This window comes from Shewanella sp. 10N.286.52.A9, from assembly GCF_041468985.1.
Lineage (GTDB): Bacteria > Pseudomonadota > Gammaproteobacteria > Enterobacterales > Shewanellaceae > Shewanella > Shewanella japonica.
Genome location: NZ_JBFRJQ010000007.1, coordinates 64,864 through 84,059 on the forward strand (window position 1 = coordinate 64,864; position 19,196 = coordinate 84,059).

Sequence of the window (19,196 nt, forward strand, 5' to 3'; positions counted from 1 at the left end):
GGATTAAAGGTTGTTATTCAAAGGTTTCAATCAAAAACCGTTTTACTTTTAGCCATTCCATCCCGACATATTCATGAATCGACCGTTGAGAAATAAACAAGTTTTCAGCGCTAAACCGCCACCAATAGCCTGTAGAACTGATAAAGTTCGTTGGCGCAGCTACTGGGAATAGATTTTCTTGGCTAAATATTTTTATCGATCTTGGCATATGAGTCGCTGAAGTAACCAGTATGAATGGTGTTTTTCCTACCAGCTGCTTCATTGCTTGTGCTTCTTCTATGGTATCTAACGCTGTTGGAAAAATAGTAATGCTTTCAGCTGGCACCCCAAGTTCAATGGCTGCACGTTTCATGATCATCGCATGGGGCGTTGGGGTAATTCCGCCGCTCCAACCACTGACGACTAAGGTACATGGCCTGTCTGCGATATCTAGCTGCCGTAGACCTTCCATCAACCTTGCAAGTGCGGTCGATGATAACTGCTGTACAGCACTGTTCTCGTTATTTTCAGTATGGCCTGAGCCTAACACCATCACATAGCATTGATAATTTTCATTTTCGTCATAAGCAAAAGACAGCGGAATTTCGTTCACTGAGTACCTTGACTCTAAACTATGGGATAGCGCAGCAGATACATATGAGTTACTGAAGACCAATAAGGTTGAAAAGCCTAAAAATAGACACAGCTGTCCAATAACTTTTTTATGTTTACTACAGTAACGCCAAATGAGTAGAGCCATGAGCAAACACAAAAGTGTAAATGGCACAGGCATGACTAATTGTGAAAGTATTTTTTTAAGCCAAAACATTAAGATACCCAAAGATTATTCGCAGCAATATATTAGCTTGTTAAGGAATAGATTACTAATACCTATATGTTATCCAGTCACGCTCCACATTTCACCAACATCATATCGTCACCAATACGATGAACATAAAATTGCTTTAAGCATAAAAAAGCGACCCTATGATAAGCGTCGCTAACATGTTTCTATATGCTCTGAATTTGAAGTGTTATGATCTAAATAACCAATACAAAAACAAATCATAAAGGTTCATTAATGGCTATCTTTACCCCATAGCCACGCTGCGCCACGTACACCTGATGACGCACCAAACTGGTTTTTGACCACTATCGTGTCGCATTCACGGCCGACGACATATTTAGGCAACACCTTAGGCAACTCTTTGTAAATGGCATCAATGTTCGATACCCCGCCACCTAATACAATAACGTCAGGGTCAATCATATTGATTAAGTGGGCAAGAGAGCGTGCTAAACGGTCGATATAACGAACAAAAGCTTGAGTAGCCAAGGGATGCCCTTCAGCCATCATCTGTGAAATTTGTATTCCACTGTCAGCCTCACCTCCTGCTCGGCGAAAATCTCTTACCCAGCCAGTCCCCGAAATAAAGGTTTCAATACAATCTTTATTGCCACAAAAACACGATGTTGAGTTGAACTCATCAGGCGTCATCCAAGGTAATGGGTTATGCCCCCATTCACCGCCGATACCATTACCCCCGCCGTGGACTTTGCCATTAATAGATAAACCACCGCCACAACCCGTTCCAATAATCACACCAAAAACCACGCCTTTTCCTGCTGCGGCGCCATCTACTGACTCAGATACAGCAAAGCAGTTAGCATCATTGGCAACTCGTACTTCTCTATCAAGACGGGCGCTCAAATCTTTATCTAATGGATGTCCATTAATCCAAGTAGAATTTGAGTTTTTAACTAATCCTGTAAAAGGTGAAACAACGCCAGGGATCCCTACACCAACTGAGCCTGTTTGCTGAGTTTCAGCTTCAGCTTCAGAAACGAGTCCAATTATCGCATCTAAGGTTCCAGGATAATTTTTTGGGGTAGGAACACGTTTACGAAACAGCTCACTGCCATCATCCGCTAACGCTACTAACTCGATTTTTGTCCCGCCAAGGTCAACACCCATGCGCATCATAGCTTCACTCTCCATTTAATTATAATCTATCATTTAACACGTAGATTCACGGCATTAACCCAACGAGTGATAATGAGCTGTCATGTATGACGAAGTCAGGACTGTCGCTCAAACCATTTCGGTGATGCCGCAATAAAATACGGGTTTAAAATATCTTCTTTTTGGTTGTAATCTAACGGTGCTAAATCTGGGTGGCGTAACACTTGTCCACCTGCACTTTCTAATACTGCTTGCGCCGCCGCGGTATCCCATTCACTTGTTAGCCCCATTCTTGGGTACACATCAGCTTTACCCTCTGCCACTAAACAAAACTTAAGTGAGCTGCCGACGCTTTGCATCTCATGCTCACCAATATTAGCGACATACGCTGCTACGTCAGGGCTAATGTGCGAGCGACTACCGACAACAATCGGGTTTTCACTAATAGAACGTTGGCTGATATCGAGCTTAACTCGCTTATCACCTTGTTCTAGCCAAGCACCTTGATGGCAAATACCTGAATAACACGTTTCTAGGACTGGCGCGTACACCACTCCAGCGATGGCTTTACCATGATGTATTAGCGCAATATTGACAGTAAATTCACCATTTCGTTTTATAAATTCTTTCGTTCCATCCAGTGGGTCTATAAGCCAATAGGTGTTCCATAATTGACGTTCTTCCCACGGGATATCTGCAGCTTCCTCACTCATGATTGGAATACCTGCAAACTGACTTTCAAGTCCTGCGACAATAACATTATGACTTGCAATGTCAGCAGCCGTGACTGGGCTGTCATCCTGTTTAGTGACGACTTGCAAGTCTGAAGATGAATACACCTGCATAATGGCATTTCCAGCGTCTTTAGCGATGCTGATAACTTGCTGTAACTGATTTTCTGTTATATCAAAAGGTTGATCTATTCTCTGGCTACTCAAAGGTAACTCCTTGGAAAATATCGACGATTAAGTCGTAAATAATCAACACATTATGCCATTGAACAAGGTAAATATTTATAACTATTTAGCTTGTCTTAGACATTAATCATTAGCCTTGCTAATACCGCTATTGTTACTCATTTGTAATAACAGGTTTGATAGTAAGCCAAGTCGGATAAGCTTGAAAGCCTCTAACCCTTGGCTGCATTCGTATTCAAACCTGAATGTTATTATCCTTTTAGCCACAAAATGGTGGCTAAAAGGCTGGAGTTATCCAGTGACGCTACTGTAACGAACACTTGTTATCTTAAAAATACTGTCCCATTTATTTGACCAGCTGCACGTTATCTACCTGCATTACAACACCATTTTGATTGCCCCATGCAGGGAAAATAACTAACGGCGTATCCACTTGCGTTAATACCAAGCTTGAACCTGTATTGGCGACGAGATCAGCTAACGCAATACGGTAATGTGTCCATGTGCCAACTTCAGGCGCTGGGATGGCAAAATCTCCTGAACTACATGGGTGGCCACAATCGACTTTAATATTAAAATCGCGTACTTCGCGAGGGTCTGTTATGACGTTAAGATCAAATTCGACCGCAGCAAAGCTACTGACATCTTGCTGCAAGCCTGTACTTTGAAAATACACCACAGCCTCATCGGTATTAAAACTAAACTGGTTGACAATGCCATGGTCAGCACCGACATCTAGTTGCTCAATTGCAACGCTGCCTGAAGCCGCATAATGACCAATAGTAAAAGGAGCTTTTACTTCATCATCATAAATAATAAGCTCATTAGCCGTTGATACTTGATATTCATAACGGACATTATCGATTTGTAAGCTCATATTGCCTAATGGTTCAATGACAAAGGGATTTGATACTGATGCTAAATCAACGAAACTTCCTGGAGAAAACCGATTACCACTGGCAACAAGTTCCGCAATAGGTATACGGATATCTGTCCAAGTATTCAATTCAGGTAAGCTAACACTCACATCACTAACATTTGGCCAACCACTATCAATTTTGACCAATAACTCAACGTCGTTGTCTGTGCTTAATAGATTTAAGTCAAAAACTAAAGTGCCGTTTGCTGACCAATGTGACAAATCAGCAGTAGGTGGATAACTAAAATAAGCATTACCTGTCGCGCCAACTTTATCTAGCTGAAGCACTTCCCCCTTTCCCTCAACAGTTAGCGTTTGTAATGTCATCGCATTATCAGGGTTGTAGCTATCAAGACTTAACCCCTCAGCGAGTCCTTCGTCATATAGTATGAATTCTGGCCCCGCACCTATATCAGTTGATGGCACAGTGATTTCAGGGGCAACATGCCCTTCAACAATCTCAGCATTGTCACCTACGCTGGCACAACCAGCCCCAGTTTCGGGTGACACACTGCACTCATAAACTCTAACGTAGTCCACTTCTAATACTTGCGGGAAAACACTTTCATCAACCCCAGTGTTATTGACATTACCCGCCCAAGTTCCACCAACTGCTAGATTTAAAATCATATGAAATGGTTGATTATAAGGAGCATCTTCCGCTGCATTAGCGAGATTACCATCACTATCGACGTATTGACTGTACCAACCTGTTGAACGTTGAGTTGCAAAGTGGACGTCATCAACATACCAACGAATTTCATCCTTCTCCCACTCAATGGCATAAACATGAAAATCGTCAGCTGGGTTAGCCCCATCAGGTAAGCTATATTCAGCGCCAGAGTACACATTGCCAGGCCAGGCTTTACCGTAATGCAAGGTGCCATGAATTTTAGCTTCTGGAACAGAGCCTTCTGTCACCACTTTAAGGTTAACCGTTTCCATAATATCGATTTCGCCGGAACCAGCCCACGGGCCATAAACCCAATCTGTTGGCAACATCCAAATCGCTGGCCATGTACCTTGCCCTTGCGGCATTTTGGCACGGATTTCAAAACGGCCATATTTCCAGTCACCTTTGTTCGTCGAATCTAATCGTGCTGATGTGTACGCTTGCTGTTTTGACGTATCGTTTTCATCATAATTAGGATCGCCCAATGCAACAGCAGGACCACTAAAATCTTCTCGCTGTGCAGTAATCACTAACTTTCCATCAGCAACTTGGCTATTTTCGGAACGCTGGGTATAACATTGCTGCTCCTCATTGCCTCCGCCATAACAATTATATGCGAGGTTCCACTTGTCTAAATCGATAGTGGTACCATCAAACTCATCGCTCCATACCAAATTCCATAGGTTTTCTTGTTCTTCGCTGTTATCGACAGGTGCCGTGTCTTCAACAACATCTGTGGCACTGTCAGAGCCGCACCCTAATAACATGGCTGCAGCGAGACTCACACTTGTGATAGTTAAAACTGATGCTCTTTTTTTCATTTTCCCCCCAAGGAATACTCAAAAAATACGAAAAAAATCCAGCAAAATCCCCTACAAAATTAATTGCAAGTTCACAACAGTGCAGGAATAACTTGCCAGCTAGCATTATGCTAGCCGGCAAAACAAAATTATATTAGGCGTCTGGGCAGGTTATTGTGGCTGTTTCTGCCGCATTAGGCACAATCAATAAGTCGCTAAAGTTAATCTCAGCGCTCCCATTGGTTGCCAAATAGAAAGGTGTATTGATGTTACCGAAATTGACGTCTTTATTTGCAAAGCACTTCAAATCAACACTGATGGTTTGCCACTCACCTACAGCTGTATTTAAGGCATTAGCAATATCCACATCTGCGCGGCAATCTCGGTCACATGCAACCCCTAACATCACAGGCTGCTCAACTTTATTGGTGGTTTTAATTAACACTGACAGCGCTGAATCGGTGTTTGAGTATGCTCGTAAGTCACGTGGGAAGTTACTGATTAATCCAACAAACCCAAGGCCTGTACCATTAAAACTAACTAAACGAGCATCTTCTTGAACAACTTTATCAAAAGTTCTGATCGTCACAACATCATTACTTTGAATGCTGCTACTGACAGTATCGGACGATGATTCAGTACCAATCATTAATCGCCAAGGCGCTTTTACTGCACGTTCAAACAATGCTAATGAAGTTAACTTCTCCTGGGCTGCAAAATTATCTTCCGAGAGCGCATTAGACACGTCACTCTTCTCGCCATACTTCAGGCCATAGCCATAAGCGAATAAAGGCTGATAATTTTCATCATGGACATTAACTTCTGTTTGCTGAGGTCGAGTTGGCCACGAAAATGAAAGTTTACCGGTAAAGTCATGATTAACTTTGCCGTCTTTATCACTAAATAGCACTTGTGAAACACCATCACCTTCAGTACCGGGAAGCCAAGCAGCAACAAATGCATCCGATGCATTTAGCTCAGGATTCACCCACATAGGACGACCACTGATAAAGATAGACACAACAGGAATACCTTGAGACTTAAGTGAACGAAGTAATGCTAAATCACGTTTATCACCACGTTGGTATTCAAGGTTATCAATGTCACCATTACCTTCTGCATAAGGTTCTTCACCGAATACGACAATAGCAACATCTGGTTTATTATTTTCTTCAAACTGACCATCAACATTAAGTGTTATTTGGCCACCAGCCGCTGTCACATCTTTAGCAATACCAGCATAAATAGAGGTTGCACCTGGAAAGTCTTCATTTAGATTATCGGTGCCTTGCCAAGTGATACTCCACCCGCCAGATTGCTTACCAATATTATCTGCGCCATCACCAGCGACTAAAACGTTCATTTTTGGAGAAAGTGGTAACACATTATTATTGTTTTTCAGTAAAACTAACGATTCGCGTACTGCTTGTCTGGCGACATCACGATGTGCCTTAGCACCAATAAGTTCAGTTTTACCTGAAATTTCACGGTTAGCAGGACTGGGTTTTTCGAACAAGCCAGCACGAATTTTCACTCTGAGTATACGGCTAACTGCATCATCTATTCTTGCTTGAGGGATTTCACCATTTCTCACTTGGGCAATCGTATTCTCATATAATGGTTTCCATGCACTTGTAGGTACCATGTACACATCTAACCCAGCATTTGCCGCTTGCGCACATGACTCATTAGTACAGCCATCGACTTGTCCATGACCGTTCCAATCTCCTACAACAAAGCCATCAAAGCCCATTTTGTCTTTAAGCACATCATTCAGTAGGTATTTTTCGCCATGAATTTTTTTGCCTTGCCAGCTGTTAAACGACGCCATGACGGTTTGAGCGCCAGCAGTCAATCCACCCACATAACCTTGAGCATGAATATCAAATAGTTCTTGCTCAGAATCTAGGTTTTGTCCTTGGTCTATCCCTTTTTCAGTCCCACCATCTCCTAAGAAATGCTTCACTGTGGAAATAACATGTTGATCAGATAAAAAGTCATCTCCGACCTTGCCTTGAAGACCTTCGACGATAGCATGTGAGTAGGCTTTAACTATTTGTGGATCTTCAGAATAGCCTTCGTAAGTACGTCCCCAGCGATCATCACGTACAACAGCAACCGTGGGGGCAAATACCCAATCAATACCTGTTACCATCACCTCTTTAGCGGTAATGACGGCTATTTCACGAATTAAGTCTGGATTATTCGCCGCACCTAAACCAATGTTATGAGGGAAAAGCGTAGCGCCAATAACGTTATTATGACCGTGTACGGCATCTGTGCCCCACATAGTTGGAATTGCATTGCCATCAATACTGTCATCTATAGATGCTTGGTACATATCTTCGGCGAGTTTAATCCAATCTGCAGGCGTGGCATGTTTATCATTATTAGGATAGGCGCCACCACCATTAAGGTAAGAGCCAAATCCATAAGTACGCATATCTTCAACGGTAATATCACGGATCTCTGGTTGGATCATCTGCGCAACTTTCTGCTCAAGTGTCATTGTCGCCATCAAATCAGAAATACGCTTCTCAAGCGCAGCGTCTTTTGTAAATGGAATCGCTAACTCCGGCCAAATAGAAATGTCACCTGAAACAGTCCCAGAAACAATCTTATTGGACACCGTTTGTGACGTTTCAGCTACAGGTGCAGGTTTATCATCACTTACCTTTGGTACTGATTTCTTTGTATCATCTTCGCCACATGCCGATAAACCCATCACGACAGCTAGCAGAGTGAGTGGCAAGGTTATTTGCTTATTTGCGAATACGTGAGTTGCCTTATCCATAATATTGCCTTTTCTATCCAATCTGCCTTCGCAGAAGATTAATTAATAAAAAACTTGTGGTATTACACTTGTGGACGCTTTGCCTTACTGCCAATAAGGCCATAATGGGCAATAAAGGCATAACAAACTAACGGTAAAATAAACGCCATTTGAATATCAAATGAGTCAGCTAGCATGCCTTGTAGTAGCGGCACAATAGCCCCACCCACAATGGCTAAACACAGTACGCCTGAACCTTGACTGGTGTGTTGCTTTAAATCGGTCAGTGCTAAACTGAAAATCGTCGGGAACATGATTGAATTGCATAATCCAACCAACAACAGAGCCCACATCGCAGTCGTGCCCTCAGCAAGCATCGCAACGGCAACTAATAGCACGGCGCAAGTTGCATTAAAGGCGAGTACTTTACCCGCCGCAATTTTTTGCATGACTAATGCGCCAATGAAGCGTCCGACCATGGCACCACCAAAGTAATACGCAATGTATTTAGCCGCTTGCGCTTCAGTAAAGCCACCAATATCAGGCTGAGTCAAAAAGTTAATCAGAAAGCTACCAATACCCACTTCAGCGCCCACATAAACAAAAATACCTACTGCACCTAAAACAAGGTGTGGAAACTTCCAAGCGCTGCCAGTATCAGAAGAAGACTGTTGGGTGTTTTGTTCACTGATACCAAGTACAGGTAGCTTTAAAACAAAGAAAATTATCGCCAGCACACACAATGCACCAGCTAACATTAAATAAGGAACTTGCACAGTACTTGCTTGATGAACGGCTTCAATGGTTGCACTTTCAACAGCAGCTGAATCATCACTGTGACTCATATTGCTAAGAATGAGGTAACTGCCAAAAAACGGCGCGACAGTGGTACCAAGCGCATTGAATGCTTGGGTCATCGTCAGTCTAGAAGAAGCGGTTTCAGCTGGGCCTAACGCACTGACATAAGGGTTCGCTGCAACTTGTAAAATTGTAATACCAGCAGCCAATACAAAAAACGCGCTTAAAAACATCCAATAAGAGGCATAGCTAGCTGATGGATAAAACATCAAGCAGCCAACGCAGGCAATCGCAAGCCCTGTCACAATGCCTTTTTGATAGCCTATTTTGCCAACTAAAGCACCAGCAGGTACGGAAACAATAAAGTAAGCACCGAAGAAGCAAAACTGCACTAACATGGCTTGGGTGTAACTTAATTCAAACATACTTTTTAAATATGGAATTAAGATGTCATTTAAGCAGGTCAAAAATCCCCACATAAAAAATAATGAGGTTAATGCCATCAACGCAAACTTAAAGTTACCGCTTTGATGAACACTTCCCATTTCTGCAGACTCTGCATTTAATGGTGCACTGGCCATGTCATTCCCTCTTTAATTATTATCTATTTATGGTCGATGACTATCTAAGCACTGTAGCTGTACACCTTTAGTAGTACGCAGATAGGCTGTTTCAAGATTTATCTAAATCAATTATTGACCTTTTGTTAATTAATCACTAATCTCGATGTAAGCGCTTTCATTTTTAACATATCGATAACGAAAGTCAACGCTTTTTGTAAGTAATCATTGTAAAAACACTTAGGTATTACCCTGAGTAAAAGACGCTGTAGTTTCGTTGACACAAATACGCCTGAAACATATTAAGTGAATAATAAATATGAAAATTTCTCTACCCGAAAATTCTAAAATGCACTCAAAATCATTTACGTTTGGAGTGGCAACTGCCTCTTTCCAAATTGAAGGAGCAGCAGATTCTCGCTTGCCTTGTATTTGGGATACCTTTTGTGCGACTCCAGATAAAATTCGAGATGGTTCAGACGGTAAGCAAGCCTGCGAGCACGTTGCGCTTTGGAAAGAAGATGTCAATTTAATCGAATCTTTAGGTGTCGATGCTTATCGTTTATCACTTTCGTGGGGAAGAGTGATTAACCAAGATGGCAGCTTAAATCAAGATGGGGTTAACTTTTATATCAACTTAATGGATGAATTAAACCGTCGTGATATTAAAGTGTACGTCACCCTATATCACTGGGATCTACCTCAACATATTGAAGATGAAGGTGGCTGGCTTAATCGAAATACGGCATACCTTTTTCAAGACTACGCGGACAAAATTACTAAAGCCTTAGGTGATAGAGTGTATTCCTACGCCACCTTAAATGAACCTTTTTGTAGTTCATATCTAGGTTATGAAATTGGTATTCATGCACCAGGGCTTGCTACCAAAGCTTTTGGCCGCAAATCTGCGCACCATTTATTACTTGCACATGGATTGGCTATGCAAGTGATTCAAAAAAATAGTCCCCAATCTCTTAATGGTATTGTGCTTAACTTTACGCCTTGCTATCCACTGACCCAAAGCGCAGAAGATAAAAAAGCGACACAGATTGCAGATGACTACTTTAACCAGTGGTATATCAAACCCATTATGGATGGTGAGTATCCAGCAATCATTAACGATTTTGCAGCTGGTGATAAACCCGACATTGAACCAGGCGATATGGCAATCATTAGTCAGCCAATCGACTTTTTAGGCATTAACTTTTATACCCGCGCCGTTTATCAAGCATGTAGCGACAATCAATTTTTCCAAATAGATATGAAGGATGCCCCTAAAACAGATATTGGGTGGGAAATTTATCCAGAAGCCTTCACTGACTTATTAACCAGTCTCAATAATACCTACTCATTACCTCCTATTTATATTACTGAAAATGGTGCGGCAATTGACGATCACATTGAAGATAACGCCGTTAACGATATTGACCGCCTAGAATATTATCAAGCCCATTTAAACGCTGTAAATAATGCTATAGAGCAAGGCGTGAAAGTTGATGGCTATTTTGCTTGGAGCTTAATGGACAACTTTGAATGGGCGGAAGGCTATTTAAAACGCTTCGGAATAGTGTATGTTGATTACCAAACACAAAAACGCACCATAAAGCGCAGTGGCTTAGCTTACCGTGACTTTATTAATCAACGCATTGATTAATCGATACATACTCAAAACCCTACTTAAAAAGAATAATAACCCGAAAGAGGTTTTCAATGATTAGCGTTAAAGAGAAAATAGCCTATGGATTAGGTGATACCGCCAGTAACATCGTGTTTCAAACCGTGATGTTATTTTTAACCTTTTTCTATACTGATATTTTTGGAATTTCGCCGGCATTTGTCGGCACCATGTTCCTTGCAGTACGATTTATCGACGCAATAACCGATCCGCTAATGGGCGCATTAACCGATAGAACCGAAACAAAATGGGGTAAGTTCCGCCCCTACCTTATTTGGTTTGCCCTGCCCTTCGGTATTATCAGTGTTATGGCCTTCACCACGCCAGATTTAGCGGAAGAAGGCAAGATGATCTATGCCTTTGTTACCTACACCGCCCTGATGATGGTTTATACCGCCATTAATATTCCTTATTGTGCATTAGGCGGCGTATTAACCGCAGATCCAAAAGAACGTGTTTCCGTCCAGTCTTATCGCTTTGTGTTTGCCATGATTGGTGGATTAATGGTGTCGGCATTAACCTTACCTTTAGTTGAATATTTCGGACAAGGTGATCAAGCTAAAGGTTATCAGCTTACGATTGCGGCAATGAGTGCCTTGGGCGTAGTGATGTTTATCTTGTGCTTCTTAGGAACCAAAGAGCGCTTACATCCTCCTAAAGATCAAAACCTCAGCTTCAAAAAAGACTTTAAATTACTCTGGCAAAACGATCAGTGGCGCATTCTTTCAATCGCTGCGATTTGGTTATTATCAGGTATGGTATTAAAAACCAGTTTAGCGATTTATTACGTTAAGTATTATTTGAATATGCCTGACTCCATTACCTTATTTATCACGCTTGGAATGATAGGTAATATTTTTGGCTGTATCTTAGCTGAGCCTTTAGCCAAACGAGTCTGTAAAGTAAAAGCTTATATTACCATTCAAATTATTGCTGCTGCGTTATGTATAGCAGCCTACTTTGTATCGGGTGAACAAGTGGAATTGGCATTTGCGCTGTTCATTGTTTGGGGCTTCACCTTCAATATGGGCACCCCATTGCTATGGGCTAAAATGGCGGATGTTGTCGATTACGGCCAGTACAAAACAGGCGTTAGAATTACTGGCATGATTTATTCTTCAATCATTTTCTTTATTAAGCTTGGTGTTGCAATTGGTGGCGCAGCTGCTGGTTGGTTACTGGCTTTTTATGGCTATCAAGCAGATGTAGAGCAAACAGAAGCGACACAACACGGTATTTTGATGTCATTTACCCTTTACCCTGCTGTCGGCTCTATCATCGTAGCCATCGTAATGAAATGGTACACCTTAGATAACAAAGCGGTAAGTCAGGTTCATGCTGAGATTACAGAATAACTATCAATGGGTTAATAGATAAAGCTGTTAGTATAAATTTACTCAGAATTGTATATAGTTAACAACAAACAGCCTTGATACAATTTACACTATCAAAAGAAAATGCTGTCAAATTGGCCTGATGATTGAGTTACATTCGTCAATTTATCTGTTTTTTTGATGATTATGCTAGAAGGTTCATGCTAGTCTTATCGGCGTTTTTCGATTTTGACTAGCAAAACAAGTATTAAATAGGGATATATGGCGACTATATATGATGTATCAGTGTTAGCAGGTGTTTCGCTGGCAACGGTATCAAGAGTGATGAATAACAATACTAAGGTCAGTGAAAAAACACGCCAGAAAGTATTAAGCGCAATGGATCAGTTAGGTTATCGACCTAATACCATCGCTCAATCACTAGCGTCTAGTCGCTCAAACAGTGTTGGAGTCTTAGTCTCTCAACTTGATGGACCATACTATGGCCCTATGATGACTGAGATTGAAACCGCGCTTCGAGCTGGCAATAAGCACGTTATTATTGCTGCTGGCCATAGTGTTGAATCACAGGAAAAAGATGGTGTCGAGTTTTTAATGAGCCGTGGCTGTGATGCGTTGATTCTAGACGTTGAAGCTGTCGATGATGAATACTTGATAAATCTACATAAAGGCAACACTCCCATTGTGCTCATTAACCGCTATATTGAAGAAATCAGTGATTGCTGCGTTTATTTAGATAATGAGTTAGGTGGTTATTTAGCAACTAAACATATTTTAAGCCAAGGCCATACTGATCTTGCTTACGTTTCAGGCCCGTTATACAAGCTAGATGCTCAAGACCGTTTACTCGGACATAAACGAGCATTAAAAGAGTTCAATGTCGACTTTGATAAGACATTATTTTATGAAGGTAACTTCCGTGAATTTGGCGGCAGTGATGCGATGAATCATTTATTAACCATCGATAAGCCTTTCACAGCGGTGGTATGTGCCAGTGATCAGATGGCTTCAGGAGCGATTGCAGTTTGCTTAGAAAGAGGCATGAAAATCCCTCAAGAACTCTCTTTTGTTGGCTACGATAATATTCCTTTTCCACAATATATTTCACCAAAACTCACCACAGTGAACAACCCCATCCATGAAATGGGTAAAATGGCTGCATTTTGGGTGCTTAAGCATGTATATAATGACCCTAAGGCGATAGTCGAAAACACCTTCATCCCGCAACTGATAGTGAGAGACTCTGCGACATCACCACACAAGTAACCTTCGAAATTGAAGACGTTAAGGGAATAGTCTAACTCGCTATTCCCTCATATATTGTTTCCCTATACGCTTTATATTACCCCGATAACCTTAATACTTTGCCAATATCCTCTCTGCCTATTCCTTTAAAGCTCAAAAGTGCTTCAGCGTTGCCCAGAGGATAACGTCTCTTTTTAGGTGCCCTAAGTAGCCAGCTGAAACATGAGTAATCGCACCAAATAACGGGCAAAGAAACCTTAAATCGGAACCCGTTAAATCAGTATATTGTCTTGATTTAAAAATGATGATTTTAAATTTGCAACAAACCAAACTCCCTACCTTAAAATTTACAATAAAAATGTAAGCGCTATCACAAAAATATTTCTTTTTTATTTCTACAAAAAAAAGCACAAAAAATAAATTTAAATCAATTAAAACAATAAACTAAAAAATTTTACTTTATCCTTTTATAAAAACAAGGTTAACAAGTTGTGACTTTTTGTCGTAATTATTGTTGACGCTGTTAACAAATTAATCTAGTTTTATGTAAGCGCTTACATTAACTTTTACATAAAGGCTTTTAAAAGCGTTTACAAATGATGAATAAAACACATTACGTGAATGCGTAATCCGAATAAAAAAATCAGAGAGTAGTAGCCTGAGATCTAGTCGAGGGGAGACTTAGATGAAATCTAGAACATTCAAAAAGACCAGAATTGCCACTAGTTTGTCGGTAGTACTGAGTGCAAGCACCATAATGCCTGCATTTGCAGCAGACGAAGTCGCTGCAGATGAAAACATCGAGGTGCTTCAGGTCACTGGTATTCGTGGAAGCTTAATTAAATCAATGGATTTAAAAAGAAGCTCTGACGGTATCGTTGATGCGATTAACGCAGAAGATATTGGTAAATTCCCGGATAGTAACTTAGCAGAATCTCTGCAACGTATTACTGGTGTATCTATCGACAGACAAAATGGTGAAGGTAGCCGAGTGTCTGTTCGTGGTTTCGGTGCAGACCAAAACTTGGTTATGCTGAACAATCGTCAAATGCCAGTAACCACAGGTTCGCGTTCATTCGACTTCGCCAATATTGCTTCTGAAGCAATTAGTGCTGTTGAAGTTGAAAAAACCAGCCAAGCGAAAAACTCAACCGGTGGTATCGGTGCAACCATTAATGTTCTAACTCATCGCCCTTTAAGCTCTCCAGGTCTTAAAGCCACATTTGGTGTTAAAGCCGTTGATGACACATCAACAGATGAAGGCTCTGTAACACCTGAATTATCAGGTTTATATTCAAATACCTTTGCTGATGGCAAATTTGGTATTTCTATCTCTGCAAGTTACCAAGAACGTGAAAGCGGTAATCAGCAAGCGCAAGTGGGTACAGGCTGGCGAAGTTTCCCTGGTATTGTTGACCAAGACTGGGGTGGCGATAACGCTGAATGGGGTGGTGTTCCAAAAGACGATAACCAAATCAACCGCCCTGGCGAAGATGACGTATATGCAGTTCCTCAAACCACGGTTTACCGTTTTGAAGAGCAGCAACGTACTCGTACAAATGGTCAATTAGTACTGCAATACGAGCCAATTGACTCATTACGTGCAACATTAGATTACACCTACATGCAAAATGATGTTGATACTCAATCTCATGATGTTTCTGCATGGTTTAACTTCGTACCAACACAAGAAAGTACTTGGTCTGACGGCCCAGTATCTTCGCCACTTGTTTACTCTGAAACTTATCCTGATGGCGGCGCCGATTTATCAATGGCAGCTGGTGATTACGGTACCCGAGATGAAAGTGGCTCATTAGGCTTTAACTTAGAGTGGGATGCAACAGATAATTTATTCTTATCATTGGATTACCACACTTCAGAAGCTGAACGCTCACCAAACAACAAAAATGGTAGTAACAGTAACTTAAGTACAGCAGCATTTATTCGTACAAGTGCAGCGACTGACTTTACTGGTGATGTACCCGTTCTCGCTGTGGGTGGCGGTAATGCCGTTCGCCCTGAAGATATGCGCGTGACCGGTTCTGTATTTGGTAACGCTCGTAATAAATCTGAAATTGAACAATTACAAATTAACGGTACTTACGTATTTGAAGAAGCGGGTAGTATTGATTTCGGTATCGCTGCAACTGACGTTAATAACCATTCTCAATCAGTTAACGTTCAACGTAATGACTGGGGTGGTGTAGGTGCTGAAGGCGACTTTGACCCTTCATGGTTCCCTGCAGATAGTGTTCAAGATAAGTTTGATGGTTCACAAGGTGACTTCTCTGATTATCAAGGTTCTGCCTCTATTGACCCACAAGACGTTATCTTCTTATGGGACTTTGAAGCAGTAAGAGCACGTGCAGCTGAATTATACGGCTCAACGGCGATTGGTGATTGTGGTAATGGTTTCTGCCCATCGACTGATTACGCTAGCGATACTGACCGCTTCACTCAAGAAGAATCTCAATCTGCTTACGTACAATATAACTACGAAGGCGAGCTTGGTGATATGCCATTTGATGTTCACTTAGGTTTGCGTTACGAGAAAACCGATGTTGAATCTAAGTCCGCAGTATCATCGTACGATCAAGCGACTTGGATTGCGGAAACTGAGATTGCTCTAGAAAGTACAACGGCTGATAACCGCGTATTTGGTACTCAAACAGGCTCATACGATTACTTACTACCAAGCTTTAACTTCAACATTGAAGTGGTAGAAGATATCTATTTACGTGCAGCTTACAGTGAAACCATTGGTCGTCCAGATTATACCTCTATTCAAGGTGGTACGTCGGTAGGCACACTCGCTAACCGTGGTGGTGGTAGTGGTGAAAGTGGTAACCCAAGTTTATTACCGCTTGAATCAACTAACTATGATTTCTCTGGTGAGTGGTACTATGCTGAAGGCAGTTATGTTTCTGTTGGTTACTTCCGTAAAGACGTAACAAACTTCATTGACAGTAACCCTGTTAATTCAAATATCTACAACATTCCGGATCCATCAAATGGTGTTTACGTTCAAGAAGCCATTGCTGCAGGTGCAACAACCGCAATTGAGCAACGCCAGTGGATTTATGATAACTACGGCGCAACAGATCCAAACGTTACGTTAAACCCTGATAACGGTAATATCGAAATTACAGGTAACCCTGGTGACCCTGATTTAAACTTCGTGATTACCACACCGTCTAATAGCAGCGACAGCTCAGTTATTGATGGTTGGGAGTTTGCGGTACAGCACTTCTTTGGAGAGTCTGGTTTCGGTATGCAAGCTAACTACACGTTAGTGAATGCGGGTGATTCTTATGACAACTTCAACTTAAACCGTCCAGGTGATGAGCCACAAAACGTATTAACTAATATCAGTGATACAGCGAACGTTGTTGCTATCTATGAAAACTACGGTTTCTCAGCTCGTCTTGCTTGGAACTGGCGTGATGAGTTCTTGAACTCAACTGGTGACGGTACAGGTGCTAACCCATCTTACACTGAAGAATACTCGCAAGTTGACTTCAATATTGGTTACGACATCGCCGCAGTTGAAGGCTTAACAGTATTCTTCGAAGGGTTAAACATTACTGAAGAGAATACTCGAACTCATGGTCGTTCAAGTACTCAAGTACTTAACTACACACAAACAGGAGCTCGATACAGTCTTGGCGCTCGTTATACATTCTAACGTGTGCACCTTTTGCAAAATGTAAACTAAGGTCGTTTGAGGTGACTATTATGGTCACCTCTTTTTTAAGCTACATCCGTTAGCAACAAGGACGTTGCACCTTTTTTAAATTTCATTTTGATTTTTATTAATACAAATTATTACGCTATACCTCTTGTAAGTGATTGAAAAATATTCAATGCTAAATAAACTCAAAATCACATTATTCTTAGTAACAAACATTTCAATACAGCCTTAACGATAAAACAAAACAATAATAGGCAGATTATGGAACACGCGATAAGAGACATCATTATTGTTGGCGGCGGCACTGCGGGATGGATTACCGCTGGCATTTTGGCTGCTGAACATAACGCTGACAATGGCAAATTATCGCCCACCCCTAAGCTCAACATTACATTAATTGAATCACCAGATGTTGCCACTATTGGTGTTGGTGAAGGCACTTGGCCTTCAATGCGCACGACGCTGAAAAAAATCGGTATCAGTGAAACTGAGTTCTTAATCAGCTGCGATGCAAGCTTTAAACAAGGCTCTCGTTTTATCAATTGGACCCATAGCCCAGACGCTGATCTAACCAAGCAACCCCGAGATCATTACCTTCATCCATTCAGTTTACCAATTGGCACTAACGAAATTGATTTATGCCCTTTTTGGCTGCCTCACCGTCAACAAGTCAGTTTTGCTGACGCTGTTGGCCAACAAAACCAACTGAGTATGCAGGGCTTGGCACCTAAACAAATTACTACCGGTGAATACCAGTTTCAAAACAACTACGGTTACCATCTCAATGCGGGTAAATTTAGTCAGTTACTGCAACAACATTGTACCGAAAAGCTCGGTGTAACTCATATTCAAGACCATGTCAGCGATATTCAAAAAGCTGAGAATGGCGATATTCGTTCATTAGTCACTCAACATTCAGGCGAGCTGACAGCAGACTTCTTTGTTGACTGTACAGGGGTAAAATCTTTGCTACTCGGTGAGCAAATGCATGTACCGTTTGTATGTCAAAAATCAGTGTTATTTAACGATTCAGCGTTAGCGATTCAAGTCCCTTACCCAACTGATGATACTGAGATTGCTTCATGCACTCATTCAACCGCACAAACCAATGGCTGGATATGGGATATCGGCTTACCGACAAGACGTGGTGTGGGCCATGTGTATTCGTCTAGCCATACTGATCAAGCGCAAGCTGAACAGCAATTGATTGACTACTTAAGACCCAGTGTCAATGTTGACCTCGATAACCTTGATATTAGAAAACTATCAATAGCACCAGGTCACCGAAAAATTTGCTGGAAAAACAATTGTATGGCAATTGGTATGGCATCGGGCTTTATTGAGCCGTTAGAAGCCTCTGCATTAGCATTAGTTGAATGGAGCGCCAATACCTTAGCGCAGCAACTACCTGCCAATAGACAAGTTATGGATATTGTTGCCACTAGAGTCAATCAACGATTTTCTCAGCATTGGCAACAAATTATTGAATTTTTAAAGTTACATTACGTATTAAGTCAGCGCAGCGATAGTGATTATTGGCATGATCATCGAGAGTCATCGACCATACCAGAATCATTGCAACAGCAGATAGCGCTATGGCGAACCCAAACGCCCAATAAGCATGATATTCAGCACACTGACGTGTTATTTCCCGCTGCAAGTTTTCAGTTTGTATTATACGGAATGGCGTTTGAGACCCATGTGCCAACTCACCTAAAACCAACGCTTCAACAGCGTGCTCAGCAGTTGTTTACTGAAAATATCAAGCGAACCCAGGGATTAAAGCAAATCCTGCCAACCAATCGCGAGCTGCTCAATAAAATTCGTCAATATGGCTTGCCCCATATTTAGCAACAAAATAACAATATC

The 19,196-nt window shown here is 41.5% G+C and carries 11 protein-coding genes; 5 read left to right on the forward strand and 6 right to left on the reverse strand.

Translation table 11 applies throughout. The features are described from left to right. Window positions 1-13: 13 nt before the first annotated feature. From AB4128_RS06490 to AB4128_RS06515, 6 genes are all read right to left on the reverse strand, one after another. On the reverse strand, window positions 14-592 hold the full coding sequence (locus AB4128_RS06490; RefSeq protein WP_327271688.1) for an ElyC/SanA/YdcF family protein: 579 nt from the start codon (window positions 590-592) through the stop codon (window positions 14-16). 465 nt (window positions 593-1,057) lie between these two features. Continuing rightward, window positions 1,058-1,963 carry a fructokinase gene (gene mak, locus AB4128_RS06495; RefSeq protein WP_055023036.1) on the reverse strand — a complete coding sequence of 302 codons (906 nt, stop codon included), beginning with the start codon at window positions 1,961-1,963 and terminating at the stop codon, window positions 1,058-1,060. A gap of 95 nt (window positions 1,964-2,058) precedes the next feature. Next, a complete protein-coding gene (cysQ, locus tag AB4128_RS06500) occupies window positions 2,059-2,880 on the reverse strand; it encodes a 3'(2'),5'-bisphosphate nucleotidase CysQ (RefSeq protein ID WP_225442205.1) in 822 nt (273 codons plus the stop codon). A 325-nt stretch (window positions 2,881-3,205) separates the two neighbouring features. Continuing rightward, on the reverse strand, window positions 3,206-5,272 hold the full coding sequence (locus tag AB4128_RS06505) for a family 16 glycosylhydrolase (protein ID WP_372037267.1): 2,067 nt from the start codon (window positions 5,270-5,272) through the stop codon (window positions 3,206-3,208). A 133-nt stretch (window positions 5,273-5,405) separates the two neighbouring features. Beyond that, entirely contained in the window at window positions 5,406-8,045 is a 2,640-nt protein-coding gene (locus AB4128_RS06510) for an exo 1,3/1,4-beta-D-glucan glucohydrolase (protein ID WP_372037268.1), read from the reverse strand. Window positions 8,046-8,107: 62 nt separating this feature from the next. Further along, window positions 8,108-9,403: a sugar MFS transporter gene (locus AB4128_RS06515; protein WP_372037269.1), complete on the reverse strand. Its 1,296-nt coding sequence runs from the start codon at window positions 9,401-9,403 to the stop codon at window positions 8,108-8,110. Window positions 9,404-9,701: 298 nt separating this feature from the next. Between AB4128_RS06515 and AB4128_RS06520 the strand changes: the two genes are divergently transcribed. The 5 genes from AB4128_RS06520 to AB4128_RS06540 all read left to right on the forward strand — a co-directional run bounded on the left by AB4128_RS06520 (window position 9,702) and on the right by AB4128_RS06540 (window position 19,178). Beyond that, window positions 9,702-11,036 (forward strand): GH1 family beta-glucosidase, encoded by a 1,335-nt coding sequence (locus AB4128_RS06520; protein WP_372037270.1) that lies wholly within the window; start codon window positions 9,702-9,704, stop codon window positions 11,034-11,036. A gap of 56 nt (window positions 11,037-11,092) precedes the next feature. Then, window positions 11,093-12,412 (forward strand): glycoside-pentoside-hexuronide (GPH):cation symporter, encoded by a 1,320-nt coding sequence (locus AB4128_RS06525; protein WP_211028296.1) that lies wholly within the window; start codon window positions 11,093-11,095, stop codon window positions 12,410-12,412. A 240-nt stretch (window positions 12,413-12,652) separates the two neighbouring features. Next, window positions 12,653-13,657, forward strand: coding sequence for a LacI family DNA-binding transcriptional regulator (locus AB4128_RS06530; protein ID WP_065109173.1), 1,005 nt, complete (start codon window positions 12,653-12,655; stop codon window positions 13,655-13,657). A gap of 664 nt (window positions 13,658-14,321) precedes the next feature. Further along, on the forward strand, window positions 14,322-17,321 hold the full coding sequence (locus tag AB4128_RS06535) for a TonB-dependent receptor (RefSeq protein ID WP_372037271.1): 3,000 nt from the start codon (window positions 14,322-14,324) through the stop codon (window positions 17,319-17,321). A 267-nt stretch (window positions 17,322-17,588) separates the two neighbouring features. Then, window positions 17,589-19,178 (forward strand): tryptophan halogenase family protein, encoded by a 1,590-nt coding sequence (locus AB4128_RS06540; protein ID WP_372037272.1) that lies wholly within the window; start codon window positions 17,589-17,591, stop codon window positions 19,176-19,178. Window positions 19,179-19,196: the final 18 nt, after the last annotated feature.

What these genes read in the sequence shown, in the direction of transcription:
- mak (WP_055023036.1), bottom strand. Translation starts at nt 1,963, where the DNA reads ATGATGCGCATGGGTGTTGACCTTGGCGGGACAAAAATCGAGTTAGTA.
- AB4128_RS06505 (WP_372037267.1), bottom strand. Translation starts at nt 5,272, where the DNA reads ATGAAAAAAAGAGCATCAGTTTTAACTATCACAAGTGTGAGTCTCGCT.
- AB4128_RS06510 (WP_372037268.1), bottom strand. Translation starts at nt 8,045, where the DNA reads ATGGATAAGGCAACTCACGTATTCGCAAATAAGCAAATAACCTTGCCA.
- AB4128_RS06515 (WP_372037269.1), bottom strand. Translation starts at nt 9,403, where the DNA reads ATGGCCAGTGCACCATTAAATGCAGAGTCTGCAGAAATGGGAAGTGTT.
- AB4128_RS06520 (WP_372037270.1), top strand. Translation starts at nt 9,702, where the DNA reads ATGAAAATTTCTCTACCCGAAAATTCTAAAATGCACTCAAAATCATTT.
- AB4128_RS06525 (WP_211028296.1), top strand. Translation starts at nt 11,093, where the DNA reads ATGATTAGCGTTAAAGAGAAAATAGCCTATGGATTAGGTGATACCGCC.
- AB4128_RS06530 (WP_065109173.1), top strand. Translation starts at nt 12,653, where the DNA reads ATGGCGACTATATATGATGTATCAGTGTTAGCAGGTGTTTCGCTGGCA.
- AB4128_RS06535 (WP_372037271.1), top strand. Translation starts at nt 14,322, where the DNA reads ATGAAATCTAGAACATTCAAAAAGACCAGAATTGCCACTAGTTTGTCG.
- AB4128_RS06540 (WP_372037272.1), top strand. Translation starts at nt 17,589, where the DNA reads ATGGAACACGCGATAAGAGACATCATTATTGTTGGCGGCGGCACTGCG.